Annotated in this window: 19 protein-coding genes and 3 pseudogenes; 12 read left to right on the top strand and 10 right to left on the bottom strand. The window is 71.7% G+C overall.

Going from position 1 to position 20,838, the window contains the following annotated elements; all coding sequences use genetic code 11:
* Window positions 1–51: 51 nt before the first annotated feature.
* A pseudogene (locus SCNRRL3882_RS02835) lies at window positions 52–833 on the bottom strand (amino acid ABC transporter permease); the annotation flags it as partial.
* A gap of 575 nt (window positions 834–1,408) precedes the next feature.
* On the opposite strand from SCNRRL3882_RS02835, the gene SCNRRL3882_RS02830 reads away from it, so the two are divergent.
* From SCNRRL3882_RS02830 to SCNRRL3882_RS02805, 7 genes and pseudogenes are all read left to right on the top strand, one after another.
* Window positions 1,409–2,536, top strand: a complete 1,128-nt coding sequence (locus tag SCNRRL3882_RS02830; RefSeq protein ID WP_010044096.1) for an LLM class flavin-dependent oxidoreductase — start codon at window positions 1,409–1,411, stop codon at window positions 2,534–2,536.
* Entirely contained in the window at window positions 2,533–3,030 is a 498-nt protein-coding gene (locus SCNRRL3882_RS02825) for a GNAT family N-acetyltransferase (RefSeq protein ID WP_010044098.1), read from the top strand. Before SCNRRL3882_RS02830 ends, SCNRRL3882_RS02825 begins: the two co-directional genes overlap by 4 nt.
* Before the next feature lie 11 nt (window positions 3,031–3,041).
* A pseudogene (locus tag SCNRRL3882_RS02820) lies at window positions 3,042–3,434 on the top strand (transporter substrate-binding domain-containing protein); the annotation flags it as partial.
* A pseudogene (locus SCNRRL3882_RS42560) lies at window positions 3,429–3,602 on the top strand (ABC transporter substrate-binding protein); the annotation flags it as partial. The pseudogenes SCNRRL3882_RS02820 and SCNRRL3882_RS42560, both read left to right, overlap by 6 nt.
* Window positions 3,603–3,653: 51 nt before the next feature.
* Window positions 3,654–4,781 carry an LLM class flavin-dependent oxidoreductase gene (locus SCNRRL3882_RS02815; RefSeq protein ID WP_010044103.1) on the top strand — a complete coding sequence of 376 codons (1,128 nt, stop codon included), beginning with the start codon at window positions 3,654–3,656 and terminating at the stop codon, window positions 4,779–4,781.
* Between the two features lie 153 nt (window positions 4,782–4,934).
* Window positions 4,935–6,035: a winged helix DNA-binding domain-containing protein gene (locus SCNRRL3882_RS02810; RefSeq protein WP_010044106.1), complete on the top strand. Its 1,101-nt coding sequence runs from the start codon at window positions 4,935–4,937 to the stop codon at window positions 6,033–6,035.
* Window positions 6,036–6,110: 75 nt separating this feature from the next.
* A complete protein-coding gene (locus tag SCNRRL3882_RS02805; RefSeq protein WP_029181467.1) occupies window positions 6,111–6,692 on the top strand; it encodes a hypothetical protein in 582 nt (193 codons plus the stop codon).
* A gap of 500 nt (window positions 6,693–7,192) precedes the next feature.
* On the opposite strand, the gene SCNRRL3882_RS02800 is transcribed toward SCNRRL3882_RS02805, so the two are convergent.
* From SCNRRL3882_RS02800 to SCNRRL3882_RS02770, 7 genes are all read right to left on the bottom strand, one after another.
* A complete protein-coding gene (locus tag SCNRRL3882_RS02800; protein ID WP_010044111.1) occupies window positions 7,193–8,443 on the bottom strand; it encodes a cation:proton antiporter in 1,251 nt (416 codons plus the stop codon).
* A 7-nt stretch (window positions 8,444–8,450) separates the two neighbouring features.
* Entirely contained in the window at window positions 8,451–8,936 is a 486-nt protein-coding gene (locus tag SCNRRL3882_RS02795; protein ID WP_010044113.1) for a cation:proton antiporter regulatory subunit, read from the bottom strand.
* Window positions 8,937–9,067: 131 nt separating this feature from the next.
* On the bottom strand, window positions 9,068–9,526 hold the full coding sequence (locus tag SCNRRL3882_RS02790; RefSeq protein ID WP_010044115.1) for a hypothetical protein: 459 nt from the start codon (window positions 9,524–9,526) through the stop codon (window positions 9,068–9,070).
* Window positions 9,527–9,773: 247 nt separating this feature from the next.
* Window positions 9,774–11,447 carry a purine-cytosine permease family protein gene (locus SCNRRL3882_RS02785; protein WP_010044116.1) on the bottom strand — a complete coding sequence of 558 codons (1,674 nt, stop codon included), beginning with the start codon at window positions 11,445–11,447 and terminating at the stop codon, window positions 9,774–9,776.
* Window positions 11,448–11,700: 253 nt separating this feature from the next.
* Entirely contained in the window at window positions 11,701–12,051 is a 351-nt protein-coding gene (locus SCNRRL3882_RS02780; RefSeq protein WP_010044117.1) for a hypothetical protein, read from the bottom strand.
* Between the two features lie 84 nt (window positions 12,052–12,135).
* On the bottom strand, window positions 12,136–12,501 hold the full coding sequence (locus SCNRRL3882_RS02775; protein ID WP_029181468.1) for a DUF6479 family protein: 366 nt from the start codon (window positions 12,499–12,501) through the stop codon (window positions 12,136–12,138).
* A gap of 37 nt (window positions 12,502–12,538) precedes the next feature.
* Window positions 12,539–12,991 (bottom strand): ChaB family protein, encoded by a 453-nt coding sequence (locus tag SCNRRL3882_RS02770; protein ID WP_010044119.1) that lies wholly within the window; start codon window positions 12,989–12,991, stop codon window positions 12,539–12,541.
* A 124-nt stretch (window positions 12,992–13,115) separates the two neighbouring features.
* On the opposite strand from SCNRRL3882_RS02770, the gene SCNRRL3882_RS02765 reads away from it, so the two are divergent.
* Window positions 13,116–13,484 carry a ferredoxin gene (locus SCNRRL3882_RS02765; protein WP_010044120.1) on the top strand — a complete coding sequence of 123 codons (369 nt, stop codon included), beginning with the start codon at window positions 13,116–13,118 and terminating at the stop codon, window positions 13,482–13,484.
* Window positions 13,485–13,602: 118 nt separating this feature from the next.
* Window positions 13,603–14,781: an acyl-CoA dehydrogenase family protein gene (locus SCNRRL3882_RS02760; RefSeq protein ID WP_010044123.1), complete on the top strand. Its 1,179-nt coding sequence runs from the start codon at window positions 13,603–13,605 to the stop codon at window positions 14,779–14,781.
* 236 nt (window positions 14,782–15,017) lie between these two features.
* Here the strand turns inward: SCNRRL3882_RS02760 and SCNRRL3882_RS02750 are convergent, their stop codons facing one another.
* Complete coding sequence (locus tag SCNRRL3882_RS02750) at window positions 15,018–16,388, bottom strand: pyridoxal phosphate-dependent decarboxylase family protein (RefSeq protein ID WP_010044126.1); 1,371 nt, start codon at window positions 16,386–16,388, stop codon at window positions 15,018–15,020.
* A 135-nt stretch (window positions 16,389–16,523) separates the two neighbouring features.
* Here SCNRRL3882_RS02750 and SCNRRL3882_RS02745 point away from each other — a divergent pair, with 135 nt between their 5' ends.
* Complete coding sequence (locus SCNRRL3882_RS02745) at window positions 16,524–16,997, top strand: MarR family winged helix-turn-helix transcriptional regulator (RefSeq protein WP_040903699.1); 474 nt, start codon at window positions 16,524–16,526, stop codon at window positions 16,995–16,997.
* Window positions 16,998–17,001: 4 nt separating this feature from the next.
* Here SCNRRL3882_RS02745 and SCNRRL3882_RS02740 read toward each other — a convergent pair whose 3' ends face one another.
* The gene (locus SCNRRL3882_RS02740; RefSeq protein ID WP_078602911.1) at window positions 17,002–18,621 is read right to left on the bottom strand and encodes a PucR family transcriptional regulator; all 1,620 of its coding nucleotides are present in this window, start codon (window positions 18,619–18,621) and stop codon (window positions 17,002–17,004) included.
* A gap of 279 nt (window positions 18,622–18,900) precedes the next feature.
* Between SCNRRL3882_RS02740 and solA the strand changes: the two genes are divergently transcribed.
* Both solA and SCNRRL3882_RS02730 read left to right on the top strand, forming a co-directional pair.
* Window positions 18,901–20,037, top strand: coding sequence for an N-methyl-L-tryptophan oxidase (solA, locus tag SCNRRL3882_RS02735; protein WP_102514725.1), 1,137 nt, complete (start codon window positions 18,901–18,903; stop codon window positions 20,035–20,037).
* A 104-nt stretch (window positions 20,038–20,141) separates the two neighbouring features.
* Window positions 20,142–20,822 (top strand): haloacid dehalogenase type II, encoded by a 681-nt coding sequence (locus SCNRRL3882_RS02730; protein ID WP_102514724.1) that lies wholly within the window; start codon window positions 20,142–20,144, stop codon window positions 20,820–20,822.
* The last annotated feature ends 16 nt before the right edge of the window (window positions 20,823–20,838 follow it).

Here is a 20,838-nt window from a genome sequence, read left to right as displayed (position 1 = left end):
ACGTCATCCTCTGCAGCGGTGCCGGGTGCCGTCAATGCTTTCCTAGTAATTCTATAGGGAAAGTAGGGAACGGGCGGAGCGCAGGGAACGGCGATATGTGGCCAATCGCGCTCGCCCCGCCGCGGCCAGCCGTTGCACCGGTGTGGGCGGCAGGGCCCGCGCGGCGCCCCGCGCGTAGTGGCGCTCGACATGGGACTGCCCCACACCGAGCACGGTGGTGACGGCGATGTACCAGAGAGTGGCGACCATCAGCAGCGGGATGACCTGGTAGGTCTGGTTGTAGACCAACTGCGCCGAGTACAGCAGGTCGTGCACCGCCGGCACGCTGACGATGCTCGTGCCCTTCAGGGTGCCGATCAGCATGTTGCCGGCGGTCGGCACGATGGAGCGCATCGCCTGCGGCACGACGATCCGCCGCAGGGTGCGCGCCTTTCCGATGCCCAGGGCCTGGGCGGCCTCCGTCTGCCCCGCGTCCACCGAGAGGATCCCGCCGCGTATCACCTCGGCGGCGTGGCGGCCTCGTGCAGGGTCATGCCGATGACGGCTGTGAGGGCGGGACCGAGCAGGTTCACCGTCTTGACGGTGACGAACTGCGGACCGAACGGGATGCCGAGACCGAGCGTCGGGTAGAGGGCGCCGATGTTGAACCAGAACAGCAGCTGCACCGGCAGGGGAGTGGACCGGAAGATCCACACATAACCCCAACTCAGCGTGCTCAGCACCGGGTTGGCGGAGAGCCGCAGCACGGCCAGCGGAATGCCGAGCAGGAAACCGAGCACCATCACCACCCCGGTCAGCCACAGGGTGAGCAGCAGCCCGTCGAGCACGGCGGCACGGAGTGAGGCCGGACGGCGAGACCAGCAGAAGGCTCTCCAGGGAGGGAAGCACGGCGTGGATACGGGGCCGGAGTCCGGTCAGGGCGTCATCACGCTCGCCACGTCCCTCAACGCGGTGCCCCTGATCGTATGGGGCCGACGCACACAGGTGTCAACCACACCCAGGGCCCCCAACTCCCGTCCGCCATCCGGGCCGTGGTTGACGGAACGTGAGTCGTCCTGCTCAAGTAGTCGCATGAACGCCGAGCAGCGCCTGGTCACCCGTGGCCACATCGACTTCGGTCGGGTGTGGTCCGCGGCGTGTTGCGCCTGACGCGGCAGCGGGCCGTCTGACCGGCCCTTCCCTGCCTCGGTGCCCCCGTCGCGGGCCGAGTCTTCCCTCTGACACACGCTGCCGCCGCCCCACCTCGTCCGGGGCCCGCACCCCGGCGTCATCACACCTGTTCTTCACCCGCATTCCCCTGCCCTGAGGCGCGTCGGACCCGACCGCGCCGAGGGCCGCCCCGCCGTGCCTTCCTGCCCCAGCGCCGAACCCGGCACGGCACCAGAGGACTTGAGGAAAGGCCATACCCATGCCCGTGGAGTTCCTTGGCATCGCCGCCACCAACGACGGTTCCGAAACCACCCAGCGCTCCGGCGCCGCCTTCGACAAGGAGTACACGCTCCGGCTCGCCCGGGCGCACGAGGACCACGGCTGGGACCGGGTGCTGTTCGCCTACGGCTCCGGATCACCCGACCCGGCGCCGGCCGCCGCCCATGTCGCGAGCAGGCTGGACCGTCTCCAGATCCTGCTCGCCCACCGGCCCAACGTCTCGTACCCGACCTTCGCCGCCAAGACCTTCGCGACCCTCGACCAGATCAGCGAGGGCCGCCTGACCGTGCACTTCATCACCGGTGGCAACGACCACGAACAGGGCCGCGAGGGCGACACCCTCGGCAAGGACGACCGCTACACCCGCACCCGCGAGTACATCCGCATCGTCAAGAAGATCTGGACGACGCACGAGCCCTTCGACCACGAGGGCGAGCACTACCGCTTCCACGACTTCGTCAGCGACGTCTTCCCGGTCCAGCAGCCCCGCCCGAACGTGTCGTTCGGCGGCTCGTCGCCCGCCGCGTACGCCGCCGGGGGAGCCGAGGCCGACGTCTACTGCCTCTGGGGAGAGCCGCTGGCGAAGACCGCCGAGCAGATCGAGGCCGTGAAGGCCGCGGCGAAGGCGGCGGGCCGCACCGATGTGCCGCGCATCCAGGTCGCCTTCCGCCCGATCATCGCCCCCACCGAGGAACTGGCCTGGGAGAAGGCCCACCGCACGGTCGGCGCCATCAGGGAGCGGGGCGCGGCCGGGCTCAAGCGGCGCCACCGTACAGGCGCCCCGCAGAACACGGGCTCGCAGCGGCTGATCGCCATCGCCGAGGAGGGCGAGCGCTACGACCGCGCCCTGTGGACCCCGACGGCCGCCGCGACCGGCGGCGCGGGCAACTCCAACGCCCTGGTCGGCACCCCGGAGACGGTCGCCCAGGCCCTGCTCGACTACTACGACCTCGGCGTCGACATCCTCTCCGCCCGCGGCTACGACCTGCTGGGCGACGCCATCGACTTCGGCCGGTACGTGATCCCCGTCGTCCGTGAGGAGGTCGCCAAGCGCGACGCCGAGCGGGCGGCCCGCGGGACACACACCCTCACGGCGGTGAACGGGTGACCTCCGCACCGGAACTGACGTTCATTCACGTCCCCGTCTCCGACCCCCGCGTCGAACCGCTGCTGCGCGAGCTGGGCCACGAGTACTCGAAGCGCTACGGCAAGGACGCGCACGCCGAGATCGCCCGCTACCCCGACGACGAGTTCACCGAACCGCACGGCGGACTGCTCCTGTTGCTGCTGGAGCGGGGCGAGCCCGTCGCGGGCGGCGCCTTCCGCCGGTACGACCTGGCCACGGCCGAGCTGAAGCGGATCTGGACCCACTCCGGCCACCGGCGGCGCGGTCTGGCCCGGCGGGTCGTCGCCGAGCCGGAGCGCGAGGCGGCCCTGCGCGGCTACCGGCGGATCTTCCTCACGACCGGCCCGCGCCAGCCCGAGGCCCGCGCCCTGTATCTGGCCGCCGGCTACACCCCCCTGTTCGACACCGAGGCCGACCCGGAGTCCATCGGCCCGCTGCCGTTCGAGAAACACCTCCGAGAGGGCCGCGACCAGTGAAGACCCGCACGATCAGGACCCGTCCGCGCGGCACCACCGCCCTCGCGCTCCTGCCAGCCCTGGCCCTGACGGCGTGCGGCTCCGGCGGCGCCACCGGCACCGGTCCGGCGGGCGCGCAGTCTCCCGCACCGACCGCCGACCCGGTCGCCGCCGTACACACGGTGGACTCCGTCGCCGCCCTGCTGCCCGCCGACGTACGCAGGTCGGGCACGCTGCGGATCGGCAGCTCCGTCGGGTCCCCGCCCGGGGCCTACTATCCGAACGGGCCCGGCAAGGCACCGGCGGGCCAGGACATCGACATCACCGACGCGGTGGCGAAGGTCCTCGGCGTGAAGCCGGTGCGGCAGGACGCCTCCTTCGAAACGATCCTGCCCGCCCTCGGGAGCGGCAAGTACGACGTCGGCGACACCACCCAGAAGGACAGCGGACTGGCCGAGCCGCTCGCCGACGCGCTGAACCACATCATCGGCAACGGCACGTACGCGAAGGTGCTGAAGCGCTGGGGCCTGTCCGGCGAGGCCGTGACCAGGTCGGAGACCAACCCGCCCGGCCTGCCGAAGACCGGTGGCTAGCCGTCCGCCGGCCCGCCGTCCTGCCCACCGACCGCTGAGGAGCACCCGACCATGTCCGACGTCCCTCTCGGGGTACTCGACCTCGTCCCGATCCCGTCCGGCTCCACAGCCGCCGAGGCACTGCACCACTCCGTCGACCTCGCCCGGCAGACCGAGCGGTTCGGCTACAGCCGCTACTGGTTCGCCGAGCACCACCTCAACCCGGGCGTGGCCGGCACCTCTCCGGCCGTGCTGCTGGCCCTGACCGCCGCCGCGACCTCCACGATCAGGATCGGCTCCGGCGCCGTCCAACTCGGCCACCGCACGGCCCTGTCCACCGTCGAGGAGTTCGGCCTGATCGACGCCCTGCACCCGGGGCGACTCGACCTGGGCCTCGGCCGCTCCGGCGGACGTCCCCCCGGACAGCCGGCGGCACCCCGCCCGACGGCCACTCCCGTCGTCGACGGGCGCACCCCCAACGGCCTGAAGATCCCGCCCCGGTTCTCGCCCGACCACCTGCGGGACTCACCACGCCTCAGGCTCCAGCAGCACCTGCTGCGGCAACCGGGCGCCCGCCACCAGGACTACGGCGAACAGATCGGCGACATCCTCGCGTTGCTGCGCGGCGACTACCGCTCGGCGGACGGGCTCGAAGCACACGCCGTCCCCGGAGAAGGCGCCGACGTGCAGGTGTGGATCCTCGGCAGCAGCGGCGGCGAGAGCGCCGACGTCGCGGGCCGCAACGGCCTGCGCTTCGCCGCCAACTACCACGTCAGCCCGGCCACCGTACTGGAGGCGGCCGAGGGGTACCGGGCCGCGTTCCTGCCGTCCGACCACCTCGACAAGCCCTACGTCAGCGTCTCCGCCGACGTCGTCGTCGCCGAGGACGACGACACCGCCCGCGAACTGGCCACCGGCTACGGCCTGTGGGTCCACGGCATCCGCACCGGCGAGGGCGCCATCGCCTTCCCGACCCCCGAACAGGCCCGCGCCCACGACTGGACCGAGCAGGACCGGGCCCTGGTCGCCGACCGCGTCGACACCCGGTTCGTCGGCTCGCCCGGGCGCGTGGCCGACCAGCTCGAACAACTGCGGGAGGCCACCGGCGCCGACGAGCTGCTCGTCACCACCATCACCCACGGCCACGCCGACCGGGTGCGCTCGTACCGGCTCCTCGCGGAGGAATGGCAACGCCGGTGAGCCGCCAGGGCGACGCCCGGCTCGACGTCGTCGAAGAGGTACTCGTCGGACGCGGTCACAACCTGACCGCATCGCCTGCGACGGTGATCGGGCAAGCCGCCCGGGCCCCTCGAACCACGGGTCGGCACACGACTCGAAGGCCGAGGTGCTGCATTGACCGTTCTCGACGCCCGGGCGCTCAACCGCGCCGCCCTCGCACGGCAGTTGCTCCTCGACCGCGCCGACCTGCCGGTCCTCGACGCCGTCGCGCACCTGTGCGGTCTCCAGGCGCAGGAACCGCAGGAGCCGTTCATCGGGCTCTGGTCCCGGCTGCGGGCGTTCGACCCCGTGGTGCTGTCGGAACTGCTGACCGGGCGGCGAGTGGTGCGGACCCATCTCATGCGCCGCACCGTCCACCTCGTCACCGCCGACGACCTCGTGGCCTGGCGGGCCCGCCACGACGCGATGCTGCGCCAGCGGGTGCTCGGAACGTACCGCCGCGAGCTGGAGGGAGTGGACCTCGGCGAACTCGCGGCGGCGGGGCGGGCGGTCATGGCCGACGGCGAACCCCGCTCCATGGGCGACCTAGCGCGAGCCGTCGCCGGCCACTGGCCCGCGGCAGGGCCCCGGCCACTGGGCGAAATGCTGGTCGCCGGCCTGCTGCCCATGGTGCAGCTGCCGCCGCGCGGGCTGTGGCGCACGACGGCGGGAGTGCGTTACGCCCCGGTCTCCTCCTGGCTGGGCCGCGAGATCGACCCCCCGGTGCCGGACGACTCCGATCCCGTGGGGCAGACGCTGGTACGGCGTTACCTGGCCGCGTTCGGACCCGCCGCCTCGGCCGATCTGCGCGCCTGGTGCGGACTGGCGGGACTGCCGGCCGCGGTCTCCGCCCTGCGCGAGGAACTGGTCGCCTTCCGGGACGAGCGCGGCCGGGAACTGCTGGACCTCCCCGACGCGCCGCGCCCCGACCCCGACACCCCCGCTCCGGTGCGGTTCCTGCCGGCGTTCGACAACGCGATCCTCGGCTACCACGACCGCGGCCGGATCATCGACGACGCCCACCGCGGCCTGTCGGTCGAAGGCGCCCGCGTCGTCCTGGTCGACGGCCGGGTCGCCGCGACCTGGAGCGTCGAGACGGACACCGTCCTGGTCACCCCGCTGCGCCGCTTCTCACGGGCCGACCGCGAGTCCGTCGGCGAGGAAGGACGGGCGCTGGCGTCCTTCCTGTCCGGCGGCGAGAGCGACCGGGTGCGGATCGCCGCGTCTTCCGGCTGAGTGATACGCCGACAGGGGCCCGATTCAGGCGCACACTGGAAGGGTGCTGCCGGTGCTCACGAGGGGGTGTCGGCGATGGGAACCTCAGAACGTGTGACCGTGCGGTGGTGGCGGTGGCGGCGCAACGCGCTCAAGCGGCGTATCGACGTCGTCGAAGCCTGGGTCGTGCTCGCCGGCTGGGTGCTCGCCCTGCTCGGCGGTGTGTGCGCGGGCCTGATGGCGGCGGGCGCGGTCGGGCAGGCCGTCGAAAAGCAGCAGGCCGAGAGCCGTCGGGTCTCCGCGGTCGCCGTCGAGGACGCGCCGGGCCCGTCACCGGCCCGCGCGGCGAGCGACCACCGGGTGTGGGCCAAGGTGCGGTGGACCGCGCCGGACGGCTCGACGCACACGGAGCAGGCACGGGTGCCGCCCCGCACTCCCGTCGGAAGCACGATTCCCGTGTGGGTGAACAGGAGCGGTGACCTCACGACCCCACCGGTGTCCGGGGGCGAGGCCTGGCTGCACACGACCGTGGGCGGCGGTCTGGCAGGAGTCCTCGCGGGCGGGATGGTGCTGGGCGCCGCCTGGCTGACACGACTGTCCCTGGACCGGCGGCGGATGGCGCAGTGGGACGCGGAATGGGAGCGGATCGACACGCGCCGCGGCTGGAAGACGGGCTGACCGGGCACCGGCGGTGACGCCTGCGTCGCGCTTCCGCGTGGCGGGCAGTGCGAGTGCGGCCGTGCGCCGCCGGCCGACGAAGTCTGCCGGATGCCGGCCTCCGTGTGGCGGGCGCGGGAGTGCGGCTGTATGCCGTCGTCCCGTGGGGACTTTCGCCCGACGCTTCCGCGTGGCTGGCCGGGGGACGGCCGTGCGCCGCTGGCCCGTGGCGCTTTTGCGTGGCGGGGGAAGAGAGATCAGCCGTACTCGTCGGCTCGCGGAGTCTGCCGCGCGCCGGGCCTTCGTAGGGTGGGCACACCCGGCCGTGCGCCGCCGGTGTGCGGGTGCGCGCGGGGTATACGAACGGCGGCGATGGGAGCGCAGCTCTACCCCGTCGGCCCGCGAGGTCTGCCGAGCACCGCGCTCCCGCAGGTCCAGGCGGCCCGCCAGGCAGGCGCTCCCGTCGTCAGCCCCAAGGTCCCCCGAACTTCGCTCGTGTCCGTGCGCGGGTCCGCCGCCGGTCACGTGCGGCCGACGATGTCCTGGTCGTCGATGGTCTCGTGGGCGCTCGGTGGAACAGGTGCCGATGCTGCGCGGGTGGTCCCCTTGCGGCGCAGTCGGCCGGTCAGGACGGTGGCCACGGGCTCGGTGTAGCGCGCGGTCAGAGGGCCGAGGAGGACCAGGATGAGGACGTACGCCGTGGCCAGGGGGCCGAGGGAGGGCTCGATGCCGGCCGTGACGGCGAGCCCGGCGATGACGATGGAGAACTCGCCGCGGGCCACGAGCGTGCCGCCGGCGCGCCAGCGGCCCTTGGGCCCGATCCCGGCGCGGCGCGCGGCCCAGTAGCCGGTGGCGATCTTCGTCGCGGTGGTGACGGCCGCCAGGGCGAGGGCCGGCACCAGCACGGGCGGGATGCTGGCCGGGTCGGTGTGCAGGCCGAAGAAGACGAAGAACACCGCGGCGAACAGGTCCCGCAGCGGCGCGAGCAGGCTCGTCGCGCCCTCGGCGACCTCGCCGGACAGCGCGATGCCCACCAGGAAGGCGCCCACGGCCGCGGACACCTGGAGTTGCTGTGCGAGCCCGGCGACCACCAGCGTCACGCCGAGCACCACCAGCAGCAGTTTCTCGGGGTCGTCGCTGGAGACGAAGCGGGAGACATGGCGGCCGTAGCGCACCGCGAGGACGAGCACGAGCGTGGCCACGCCCAGGGCGATGGCCAGCGTGACGGCGCCCGCGGCCAGACCCACCCCGGCCAGCAGGGCGGTGACGATCGGCAGGTAGACCGCCATGGAGAGGTCCTCGAGGACCAGGATGCTCAGGATGGCCGGGGTCTCGCGGTTGCCGAGCCGCCCCAGTTCGCCCAGGACCCTGGCGATGACGCCGGAGGAGGAGACCCAGGTGACACCGGCCAGCACGACGGCCGCGACCGGGCCCCAGCCGAGCAGCAGGGCGAGCACCGCACCGGGCAGGGCGTTGAGGACGGCGTCGACGACCCCGGCCGGATAGTGGGTCTTGAGGTTGGAGACGAGGTCGGTGGCCGTGTACTCCAGGCCCAGCATGAGCAGCAGCAGGATGACACCGATCTCGGCGCCGATGGCGACGAAGTCCTCGCTGGCGACCAGCGGCAGCAGTCCGCCCTCGCCGAAGGCGAGCCCGGCCAGCAGGTAGAGAGGGATCGGCGAGAAGCTGAAGCGCCCGGCGAGGCGGCCGAGCAGCCCGAGCCCGAGGATGAGACAGCCGAACTCGATCAGGAACACCGCGGAGGAGTGCATGGCGGGGTCACTCCCGCCCGAGTATCTCGGCGGCGGCCTCCACGCCCTCGCGGGTCCCGATGACGATGAGCGTGTCACCGCCGGCGAGCCGGAAGTCCGGCGTGGGGGAGGGGATCGCCTCGGCCCTGCGCAGCACCGCCACGATGGACGCGCCGGTGTCGGTGCGGATCCGGGACTCGCCCAGCAGCCGGCCGTTCCAGTGCGAGGAGCCGGACAGTTCGATCCGCTCGGCGACGAGCCCCAGGTCGGTGGTGGACAGCAGGTTCGGCGTGTGGTGCGCGGGCATCAGCGCGTCGATGAGCGTCGCCGCCTCCTCCGTCGTCAGACGCACCGACAGGTCGCAGGCGTCCGGGTCGTCCTCGCGGTAGGCGCTGATCGTCCGGTGGCCGTCGCGGTGGGCGACCACGGACAGGCGGCGGCTGTCCCGGGTCGTCAGGTCGTAGCGGACACCTATGCCCGGCAACGGCGTACTGCTGAGGCGTGGCGCGCTCATGTCTTCCCCCTTCGGTCGGCGTGCGCGTTCCCGATGACTCGCCTGCGGGGGCCGCGCCCGGACGAGCGCCCAGATCCGGCCTGTGAGCTCATCCTAGGCGGCCGTGCGGGACCGTACCCGTCCTGCATGTGCTACCTGGAGGGCGCCGGGACGGGGGATCCGGACGGGACGGGAGTGGCCGTGGGCAGCCTCGCGGTCGCCCCCTCAACCTGCCGCACGGTGCCCGTCCCCGGCCGGGTGCCCGTGCCCGCGCCGGCGGACAAGTGGGACCACGCTCCCAGCGCCAGAGCCACGGCGGCGGCGGTGGCGGCGACCCGTCCCACGCGCCGGGCCTTGGCACGGCGGTCCAGGTCGCGCCAGGGCACGCGGACCCACAGGTCCTCCGGCTGCCACAGGTCACCGACGGCGTACGGGGGTTGGAGCCGCCGTCCCGCCGCCCGCTCCTGCGCGGAGGGCTCCCTGGGCGCGGAGGCACGTATGGCCTGCTCGCTGTCCGTGAGGAACCTCAGCCACACGCCGTCCGGGATCGGGGGAGTGCCGTCCGGCTCGTCGGGCGTTCCCCGTCCGCCGCCCGGCCCTTCGGTGGTCACGTCCCGTCATCTCCTCTCCGGCCATCGGCCCGCATCACCGCGCCGCGCATCACTGCGCAATGCAAGATCAGTATGCCGCCCGGTGTGCGAGGCCGCCCCTTCACGGGTGCTCGCGCAGCGCGTCCGGGACCGACTCGGTACCGCTGTGTGCGATGAGGCCCGGCTGCGGCGCGCAGGCGGCAGCGGAGCCGCCGCGGGGAGCGCGCCGTGGGGGCGGAAGCGCTCGCGGCCTCTGCCCCCACGGGTGTCAGACGACGGCGGGTGCCTCCGGCAGGACGTGGTCGCCGACCTTGTCGGTGCTCAGGCAGAGCGAGCAGACGACGGCGTCGTGTGTCAGGCAGGCGGCCACGTCCGGCCGCTCGAACCGCTGCCGGCACACGTGGCACTCGTAGGTGACGGCGCTGGGGTTGCCGTCCTCGTCCAGGAGCGGCTCGGCGATGCCGTCGTCGGTGCGGCGCAGGTAGTACCTGCCCTTGGTCACCACGGCCATCAGCGGGGTGAGGACGAACGCGATGACGGCCGCCGCGACGGGGGAGTACGGCTGGAGGGTGTCGCCCAGCGCGTGGAAGTACATGGCGATGGACAGCCCGGAGGCCGCGACGAAGGCGACGACCCCGACCGGGTTGACGGCGTAGAGCATGCCGCGGCGGAACTCGGGGGCGTGCGGGGACAGCTTCAGCACGTACTTGTTGATGCCGATGTCGGTGGCCACGGTGACCACCCAGGCGATCGCGCAGTTCGAGTAGAAGCCCAGGATGCTGTTGAGGAAGCTGAACATGTCGGCCTCCATCAGGGCGAGCGCGAAGCCCAGGTTGACCAGGACGAACACCATCCGGCCCGGGTAGCGCCTCGTGACCCGGGTGAAGGAGTTGGTCCAGGCGAGGGAGCCGGAGTACGCGTTCGTCACGTTGATCTTGATCTGGCTGATCACGACCAGGGCCACGGCCAGCGGGAGGACGAGCCAGGACGGCATCATCGCGTCGAAGGCGTGCTTGAACTGCTGGATCGGCTCGGGCGCGGCAGCGGGACCGACCTCGGCGATGATGTAGACCGCGAGGAACACCCCGATGGCCTGCTTCAGCGCGCCCAGCACCACCCAGCCCGGGCCGGCCATCACCACGGCCGTCCACCAACTCCGCTTGTTCGCCTGGGTCTTGGGCGGCATGAAGCGCAAGTAGTCGATCTGCTCGCCGATCTGCGCGATCAGCGACAGACACACGCCCGCGCCCAGCAGCACGGAGGCGGTGTTGACACCGCCGTCCCCGTCGGTGCCCGCGTAGGCGAGGAAGCGGTCGACGGTCCCCGGGTCGGTGGCGACCAGGTAGACCAGCGGGCCGACCATCAGCAGCAGCCAGATCGGGGTGGTCCACACCTGGAGCTTGCTCAGCGCCGTCATGCCGTAGATGACGAGGGGGATCACCATGAGCGTGGACACCAAGTAGCCCAGCCACAGCGGCAGTCCGAGGCCCAGCTTCAGGCCCTGGGCCATGATCGAGCCTTCGAGGGCGAAGAAGATGAAGGTGAAGCTGGCGAAGATGACGCTGGTGAGCACCGAGCCGAAGTAGCCGAAGCCCGAGCCGCGCGTGATCAGGTCCAGGTCGATGTTGTAGCGGGCCCCGTAGTAGGCCAGCGGGAAGCCGGTCACGAAGATGACGACGGCGGCGACGGCGATCGCGAGCAGCGCGTTGCCCGTCCCGTGGGCCAGACCGATGCCGGCGCCGATGGAGAAGTCGGCCATGTAGGCGATGCCGCCGAGCGCGGTCGTCGCCACCACCATCGGGGTCCAGCGCCGGTAACTGCGCGGCGCGAAGCGGAGCGTGTAGTCCTCGAGGGTCTCCTTGACGGCCTGGTCGGCGCCCGGTGCTGCCTTCTGCGCGGGTCCCGGCTCGGCGACCTCGGCCAGTCGTGGCTCGGTACTCATGCCACGCCTCCTTGCTGCGGGTTGGGGACTGACAAGGCAGGCACGGTAGGCAGTGGTCGTTACCCCTAAATACTTCCTCCGTGAAGGGAATGTTTCGGAGGCATCTCATGGGATGCCCGGCGCGCTTCGCGGCGCCCCGAGCACCATCAGCACCACCCGGACACCGATGACTCCTCGAAGGAGTCGGCGGCCGCGCGAAAAGGGCCCGTGCACAGGCACGGGCCCTTCTGGTCAGCTGTGTCCGGCGGGACGCCTACGTGCGGTCACCCTTCGGCTTGCCCCGCTGGTCGGGGGTGCCGTGCGGCGGCGGGCTGAACGGCTGCGGGGACGTGGCGGGCGACACCGGAGAGCCTCCGTGCCCCTCGCCCGACTCGGGACGCAGGGCGCCCGGATCACCGGACGTCGGCTCCGCTCCCTCGCGCAACTGCTCGAGGCGGGACCCCAGCAGCTCGGTCACCGGCAGCCGGTCGGCGTGCGACCGCTCGTACGCCAGCAGTTCCTCCACCTCGTCCGCGGACAGCGACCGCACACGGCTCTCCAGGCCGCCGATCGGCAGGTGGTCGTAGTCCGGCAGCGGCAGCGTGTTGCGGGCGGGATCGGCCATGGTTCTCACTTCCCTGTGTACGACGTATGCGGCGTGTTCACGTACGACGTGGGGTACGGAGCGCAAGTCCGCGGGGAGCGGTGATCAGCGGCCGCCCGGGCCGCCGCTGCCGAACGAGCCGCTGCTGCCCTCGTTCCAGCGGGGACGCTCCTGGGTCGCGCTCCTGCGGTCGCTCTGGTTGCCGTGCGTCTTCAGCTCGTGCGGCGTCAGACGGTCCTGGCTTCTCGGCACCTCCTCGGGCTCCCGGCGCTCACTCGTCTCGCGGACCGGGCCGCCGTCGGGCAGTCGCGGCTGCTCGTCAGGCTTCGGTGTGGGCAGCTCCCTGCGCTTGACGCGAACGCCGAGGACGAAGGCCCCCAGCAACAGGGCCACGACCACCACACCCGCCACGATCAGCCCGATGCCGAGGGCCCCGCGGCCCGCGGCCATCTCCATCCATGCGCTAGTCATGGCACGCGGGTACCCCTGGTCCTCACCATGAACCGGCTCACCTGGACGCCGAGGAGGACCGTGCGGACGAACGCGAGGACGACCGCGAGGACGGCTGCGAGGACCTGGTCCGCGAGCGGTTCTCCTTGCGGACGGCGTCCAGCAGCTCCGCCTTCGACATGCGCGACCGCCCCTCGACACCCAGCCGCTTCGCCAGGTCGTACAGGTGCTCCTTCGAGGCCCGTTCGTCGACGCCCTCGCCGCTGCGGCCGCCCTGCTGCCGGGGCCGGGCCGAGCGCGGGTCCGACGGTGCCTTGCGGCCGCCCTCCTTGCGCTCCCAGTGGTCGCCGACCTTCTCGTGAGTGTGCTTCAGCGCCCCGAAGGCCACGCGGTGCGCGCGCTCGCCCTCGCCGTACTGTTCCACGGCCGAGTCGTGCGCCTTGATCCAGGTGCGCTGCGCCTCCTCGGCGGACCGCTCCAGGGTCGACGGAAGTTCCTGTCGCCCGGGCATGTGACTCACCTCCGTGCGTCGTCGTTCCCGGGCCTGCCGGGTGCCCGGCCGATGGGGCCGAAAACCGCACGGAACCCTTGGCGACACCGGGTTTGACCGGCATCGGCGGGGCTACCCGCGCGGTGTGACGACATCCCAGCAGGAGCTGTTCCGGTTCCTGGAGGACCGCTTCGCCTGTGCCCAGGCGTGCACCGAGTGCGCTCGGGCGTGCGCGTTGCGCGCAAGCCTCGTGGATCCCGACGGCACCGAGAACCAGGAACTCGTACGACGCAAGGGCATCATGTGCGCGGAGGTCTGCGACGCGACCTGCCGTGTGCTGTCCGAGCAGAACCAGGTGGACGAGACCAGCATCCGCGTCCAGGTGGAGTGGTGCCGGACCGTGTGCCTGGAGGCCGCACACGTCTTCGACCGGCAGGCGGGGGCGGAGGACTCGGCGGCGGCGTGCCGTGCGTGCGCGCGGGCGTGCACGGACTTCCTCGCGACGCTGAACTGAGGAGGCCGCACGCATCGGGCTGGATCGGGGACGTGACCCGACGCTCGCCATTCCCAATTTCTGAAACACGTTCTACGGTGTGCGCCGACAGGACCGGCCTTGGGAGCCTGGAGGCGCCGTGCACCTCGAATACACGCCCGAGCAGCAGCGGCTGCGCACCGAACTGCGCGCCTACTTCGCCGAACTGGTCCCTGACCACGCGTACGCCCGGCACGGCGACCCGGCCGCCCAGAAGCGGTTCTACCGCGAGACCATCCGGCGGCTCGGCGCGGACGGCTGGCTCGGGGTGGGCTGGCCCGAGGAGTACGGCGGGCGCGGCCTGACCGCGATGGAGCAGTTCATCTTCTTCGACGAGGCCGCCCAGGCCGGCGTCCCGTTGCCGCTCATGGCGCTGAACACCGTCGGCCCGACGATCATGCAGTACGGCACCGAGGAGCAGAAGGCGTACTTCCTGCCGAGGATCCTCTCCGGCGCGATCGACTTCGCCATCGGCTACAGCGAACCCGGCGCGGGCACCGACCTCGCGTCACTGCGGACCCGCGCGGTGAGGGAGGGCGACGAGTACGTCGTCAACGGCCAGAAGATCTGGACGACCAACGGCGACACGGCGGACTGGGTGTGGCTGGCGGTCCGTACGGATCCCGCCGCCCCGCCGCACAGGGGCATCACCATGCTCCTGGTGCCGACCACCGACCCCGGCTACTCCTGCACCCTCATCAACACCCTCGCCTCGCACGACACCACGGCCAGCTACTACGAGAACGTCCGCGTCCCCGTCTCCCACCGGGTCGGCGCCGAGAACCAGGGGTGGCGGCTGATCACCAACCAGCTCAACCACGAACGCGTGACCCTGGCCGCCCACGGCACCATGGCGATCCGCGCCCTGCACGACGTGCAGCGCTGGGCGATGGAGACCAAGCTCGCCGACGGCCGCCGCGTCGCCGACCTGCCCTGGGTGCGCCGCCTCCTGGCCCGGACCCACGCCCGGCTGGACGCGCTGAAGCTGCTCAACTGGCGGATGGTCGGCGCGGTCCAGGACGGCACCCTCACCCCGCAGGACGCCTCCGCCGTCAAGGTGTACGGCTCCGAGGCCCGGCGCGACGCCTACGCCTGGCTCATGGAGATCGTCGCCGCTCCCGGCGCGCTGAAGGAGGGCTCGGCGGGCGCGGTCCTGCACGGTGAGCTGGAACGCGGCTACCGTTCGGCGGTCATCTTCACCTTCGGCGGCGGCAACAACGAGATCCAGCGGGAGATCATCTCGTGGCTCGGCCTGGGGATGCCGCGGGTACGACGCTGACCCAGTAGGTGCGGAGCGGCACGGCGGGAAGATCTACTACCCGACGGTGGCTCGCCTCGTTCGGGTTCGTCGTCATCGGTATCGACACCAACATGGGAGGGGGCGGCGCCATCAGCGCGGCCGAGCGGCGGCCGTCGCTGAAGGCCGCCGTCCCGCTCGCACCCTTCCCTCCCGAACGGCACCATCACCAGCGCCCGGTCCGGCCTGTTGCCTGGAGGACGATCCTGCGCAGCCCCTCACGCCGGTTGTGCCCGGGTGAGCCTTTCGACCCGGTCGTGCAGGCGCGCCACGTGGTGCTCCGACTCCGGCTTCATCAGGACGCTGCGCAGGACGCGCGCGCCGTCGGCGTCCGCGGTGACCTTCGGGTGGCGTGCGGTGAATGCCTCGCGGTCCGCCTTGAGGGTGCTCAGGTACACCGGCTCGGGATCGGCCATGCCGTCCGCCAGAACGCGTGCCGACGCCGCGTCGACGGAGGTGAGGGCTGCCGGTTCCACCGCTGGGAAGTACGTGACGATGTCGAGCTCCGGCTCCTGGTACAGCTCCAGGGCGTCGGACGCGCTGATCAGCTCGGACCACCGCAGGGCGGCCCGGCGGCCGGCCCCGAGGACCCGGCCGAGACCGTCGGGCGTGGGCGGGAGCAGCTGGAAGGTGAGCCACAGGGCGGCGGCCGAGGCACCGGCGCGGGAGCACTCCAGGCTGATCTCTCCCAGGTGGAGCTCGGTGGAGGTGAAGTAGGTGTACGGCGAGTCGTGGAGGTAGAAGCGGCCCACCTCGGGGTCGCGGAAGAGGACGGCACCGCAGCCGTAGGGCTGGAGCCCGTGCTTGTGCGGGTCGACGACGACCGAGTCGCACCGGGCGATCGCCCGCCAGGGCTCGGGGGCGAGGCCCTCGGGTCCTTCGGCGCCGGCCAGCAGGGTGAAGAAACCGCCGTAGGCGGCGTCGACGTGGAGTCGGACGCCGTAACGCTCCTTGAGGGGCAGGGCCTCGTGGACCGGGTCGACGGCCCCCAGCCCGGTGGTTCCGGCGGTCAGTACGACCGTGCCCACCCGGTCGCTGCGCAGCAGGTCCTCCAGCGCGTCGAGGTCCAGGCGCCCCCGGTCGTCCGCGGGGACCGCGTACCCCTCCATGCCCAGCACACGGCACATGCGGCCGTGGGTGTAGTGGGCGTCCGCGCTGTAGGCGATGCCACGGCCGGGGTGGAGCTCGCGGGCGACGAAAAGGGCTTCGAGGTTGGCGATCGTGCCGCTGGTGGTGAGGTGGCCGAGATGGGTGTCGTAGCCGAACATCGCGGCGAGCTGCGCGACGGCCTCGCGCTCCATGCGGGCGGTGGCGGGGCCGCCGTCCAGGGCGTGGTTGTTGGGGTTGATCAGCATGGCGGTCAGGTAGCCGATCACGGCCGCCGGGTGCGGGGGCTTGAGCATCTGTCCCGCGTAGTGCGGGTGGAAGAAGGGGTAGTTGTCCGTCAGCCGCCCGGTGAACTCCTCGAAGGCGGCGGCGAAGCGGTCGTCGTCGACGAGGAGGGACGGGTGCCGCTCGTAGGGCCCGAAGCCGTCGGCCCACTGCTGTATCGCGTCCTCGGCCCGGCCGAGCCAGTGCTGCAGGTCCACTGATCTCCCTCTTTCCTGCTCCGAGTGGTGAGTGCTGTGCCCACCATAGGATTTTGTTGAGCGCTCAGCAATTGATTAGTCAGCAATTGACTCAGCAGTAGGTGAAGAGGCAGTAAAGTCGGCCGGGTGAACCCCGTGAACCGAGACAACGACGAAGCCGTCCGCGCCGCCGGCAGCCCGCTCGTTCATGACTTCGGGCTGCTGATCAAGGCCGCCACCCGCCTGGAGCAGCGGATCGACACCGCCCTGCGCCAGGAGTGCGAAGTCAGCCACACGATGTTCGAGGTCCTCATTCGGCTCTGCAGGAAGCCGGACGAGGCTGTCTCACAACGCGAGCTCGCTGACGACCTCACGCTCACCAGCAGCGGCATCACCCGGCTGATCGACCGCATGGAGGGAGCCGGGCTGGTGCGGCGAGCGCCGGCCCCGGGGGACCGCAGAAGCGTCCTGGTCGAGTCGACCGATCACGGCAGGACGGTCTTCCTGCGGGCCGCCGCCGTGCACGCGCGGGTCGTCGAACGGTACTTCGTCGCGCCGGTGCCACCGGATGACTACGGGCGGCTCACCAGCTCGCTGAGCGAGATCCACGACGCCCTGCGCGACGCCTGACGTGTCACACGCCGGGCACTGCCGCGGCCCGCGCGTCCAGCACCAGCACCGCGACGTGCAGGGACGTGCACTGCAGGCCCGATTCCAGATCACAGCCGAGGAGCCGTTCGATGCTGTGGAGGCGCTGGTAGTACGCCTGCCGGGACATGCCGGCCTGTTTCGCCGCGACCGACTTGTTCCCCGCTGCCGCCAGATAGGCGCGCAGGGCGGGGAGCAGGTCACCGCCGTTGCGGTCGTCGTGCTCGATGAGACGCGTCAGCTGCCGTTCCGCGTACCGCTGCAGCCGCGTGTCCTCCCGCAGCACACCCAGGAGCTCGGGAAGCCCGACATCGGCGGCGACGTAGAACCAGCGGTCGGGTGAGGCGGGCGTGATGGCCTCGGCCGTCTGCTCGGCCTCCTGCCACGACCGGGCGATCCCGGAGAGGTCGGTCACACCGGGGCCGACGGCGACCACGGCCTTCGGGCCGAGCTCCTCGCGGCACATACGGCCGATCCGCTCCGCGACCGGCTGCCAGGCGCTGGCCTGCGCCAGGGCGAGGAGTACACCGATCCGGCCAGGGGCCGTCTCGCCGACCAGGGCGCGGATGCCGGTCTGCGCCATCGCCTTCGCGATCCGCTCGTCGAGGTGCTCGCCGGTGCCGGTGTGCGTGTGGCGGATGACCACGGCGAAGAGGCGGTGCCCGAGGGTCGGCAGCCCCAGTGCCTCGGCACGTGCGCGGGCGTCCGCGGGGGAGCGGAAGCGTCGTTCGTACAGGTCCCGCAGCACCGAGCGGTGGGCCCGGCGCTCCCACCAGGCCGGCCCGGCCAGCCGCGCCATGCTCAGGGCGACCGCCGCGCGCTCCAGGACCAGGACGTGCTCCGGGTCGGGCTCCGCGTTCAGCCGGCCCTCCAGCAGGACCAGCCGCCCCCACGGCCCTTGATGGTCCTGCACGGGCGCGATCAGCCATCCCTCCGGGCCGCTCGGCGTGATCTTCTCCGGGGTCGGCGCGGCCCGGGACCGCCGCGACCAGGCCGACACCACCGGCTCGTACGGCCGGCCGAGCAGCTCGCACATCAGGACCCGGTGGGTGAGGTCCTCCAGCACCACGGGGGCTCCGGTGAGCTCCGCGGTGGTGTGCACCAGCTCCTCGGGGTCCGCGCCCCGCAGGGTCAGGGCGGTGAAGATGTCCTGGATGTCACGCCCGCGGCGCAGCAGCGCCCCATGGGCGTCGAGGATGAGCGCGTGCACCGCCTGTGTGACGTCGATGAACCGGACGCCGCGGGCCAGCTCGATCAGCGGCACCTCACGGGCACGGCAGGCCGCCACCAGCTCGTCGGGCACCTTCTGGTACCGGTACCCGAGCTCCACGATCAGGCCGGCCGCGCCGACGTCGGCGAGCTGGTCGACGTAGCCACGCAGCTCGGAGGCGTCCTCGGGATAGGGCATGCCGGTCGTCAGGACCAGCTCGCCGCCCTCGAGGAAATCGGCGGGGTTGAGCAGTTCGGTGACGTGCACCCAGCGCACCGCACGGTTCAGCTGTGACTCACCGGCCAGAACGCGCGGCATCCCCTCGGCCAGCACAGGGAGGCGCAGAACCTCCGTGATGGTCGGGAAGTGCCCGGTTGCGGGACGTCTGGGCGGCATAGGGAGTGCTTTCGTCCGAAGGGTCGGGGGTCACCTTCGCACCGGCACATCATCGTGACAAGAGGGGCAAGGCACTTTCCGTGGCCGGCGAGCTTCCCGTGACACATCGTCTCGATAAGGTCCCGAGGCGGAACAGAGTGTGGCTTGACCTGCGTGTTCGCCTGGGTCGAGAGTGAACGCCATCCCCAAGGGACCCGAATCGAAGGGGTCCGCACGGTGTCCCCACCGTGCCGGGACATCACTGAAACCCAGGCCGCACCCGGTGAAAGGAGCGACCTCATGCGCATCCCGAAGCGCGTCGCCGTGATCGGTGCCGGCAGCATGGGCAGCCAGGTCATGTGGCGACTGGCCGCCCGCGGGGCCGAGGTCATCGGCTACGACCGGTACGCGCCGGGGCACGACCGTGGCGCGGCCGGGGGCGAGAGCCGCATCTTCCGCGCCGTGCACCTCGGTGACCCCGGGTACATTCCGCTGCTGGGGCTCGCCGACCGGATGTGGGACCGGCTCCAGCGCGAAACCGGCCTCGCGCTGCGACGCCGCAGCGGATGCCTGGTGATGGGCGAGACCGCCTCGCCGTCGATGCGCCTCCTCCTCTCCGCCAGCTCCGCCCACCGGCTGGATCACGAGGTACTGGACCGCGAGGAACTCGCCCGCCGTTACCCGCAGCACCGCCTCCCGGACGGGCACACCGCCGTCCTCGACCGCGAGGGCGCCATCATCAGGCCCGAGGCGTCGGTCCAGGCCGCCGCCGCCCGCGCCGAGCAGCTGGGAGCCCGGCTGCACCGCTACACCCCGGTGCGCGAGATCGTCCCCGCGGCGGGCGGCGGGGTGCACATCGTCACCGACCACGGCACGGACCGCGTCGACACCGCCGTGGTGACCGTGGGCCCCTGGATCAACACCCTGCTCCCGGACCTCCCACGGTCGGTGGACATCCGCCGGCTGATCAGCTCCTGGCACATCCCCACCCGCCACGACTGGTTCGCGGGCGGCGCCCCCGCCTTCGTGCGCAGTACACCGCACGACTGCTACGGGCTCCCGTCGCCGGACGGCATCTCCGTCAAGCTGGGCCTCTCCCTCGCCCGTTATCTGCCGGTACCCGACCCCGAACGGGTCGACCGCACGGTCTGCCCGGAGGAACTCGCCACCTTCCGGGAGCTCATCGGCGAGCTGATGCCCGATCTGAACCCCGACCCCATCAGGCTGTCGGTCTACATGGAGGGCTATACGGCGTCCGGGAACCCGCTCGTGGGTCATCTCCCCGGCGAGGACGACATCATCGTCATGGCCGGATTCTCCGGCAGCGGCTTCAAGCTCTCGCCCGCGATGGGCGAGATCGCCGCCGACCTGGCGCTCGACGGCACCACAGACCACCCCGTCGGCTTCCTCGCACCGGCCGGCGTCGGCGCCGCCTGAATCCAGCAACCTCCCCTTCCATTCCGGCAAGTCCGCCTCAGGCGTGCCCGAAAAAGGCGCACCGGCCATCACCAACTCCCCGCAGCCAAGACAGGAGCATCCTCATGCCCATTCCCTCGCTTCAGTTCCGCCCGAAGTACGTCTCGTTCGACTGCTACGGCACGTTGATCGAGTGGCCGATGACCCCCATCACGCGTGAACTCGTCGGCGACCAGATCCCCGCCGAGCACTGGGACCAGTTCGTCAAGGAGTTCCGCGGCTACCGCTACGACCAGGTCCGCGGCGAGTACTACCCCTACGAGCAGGTACTGCAGGACTCCTTCGAGCGGGTCTGCCGCAAGTGGGGCCTGAAGGCCGCCCCGGACGCCGGCAAGCGGCTCGCCGACGGCGTGCGCAGCTGGGGCCCGCACGCCGACGTGCCCGAGCCGCTGAAGAAGATGGGCGAGCACTACAAGCTGGTGATCCTCTCCAACGCCGACGACTCCTTCCTCGCGGAGAGCGTGCCCCGGCTCGGCGCGGACTTCCACGCGGTGTTCACGGCGGAGCAGGCCGGCTACTACAAGCCCCGCTACGCCGCGTTCGAGTACATGCTCGACCAGCTCGACGCCTCCCCCGAGGACTTCGTACACGTCGCCTCGCACACCCGTTACGACCACATGCCGATGCACGACATGGGCTTCCGCAACCTCGTCCTGCTGGACCGCGGATACGACCCGGTCACCCACGGCTACGACTACGTGACGGTGAAGTCCCTGGACGAGCTCAACACCATGCTCGGCATCTGACGCACGAAGCACACCG

Source organism: Streptomyces chartreusis NRRL 3882, assembly GCF_900236475.1.
GTDB lineage: Bacteria > Actinomycetota > Actinomycetes > Streptomycetales > Streptomycetaceae > Streptomyces > Streptomyces chartreusis_D.
The sequence above is the reverse complement of the archived record's forward strand: the minus strand, read 5'-3'. Positions and strand labels throughout refer to the sequence as shown.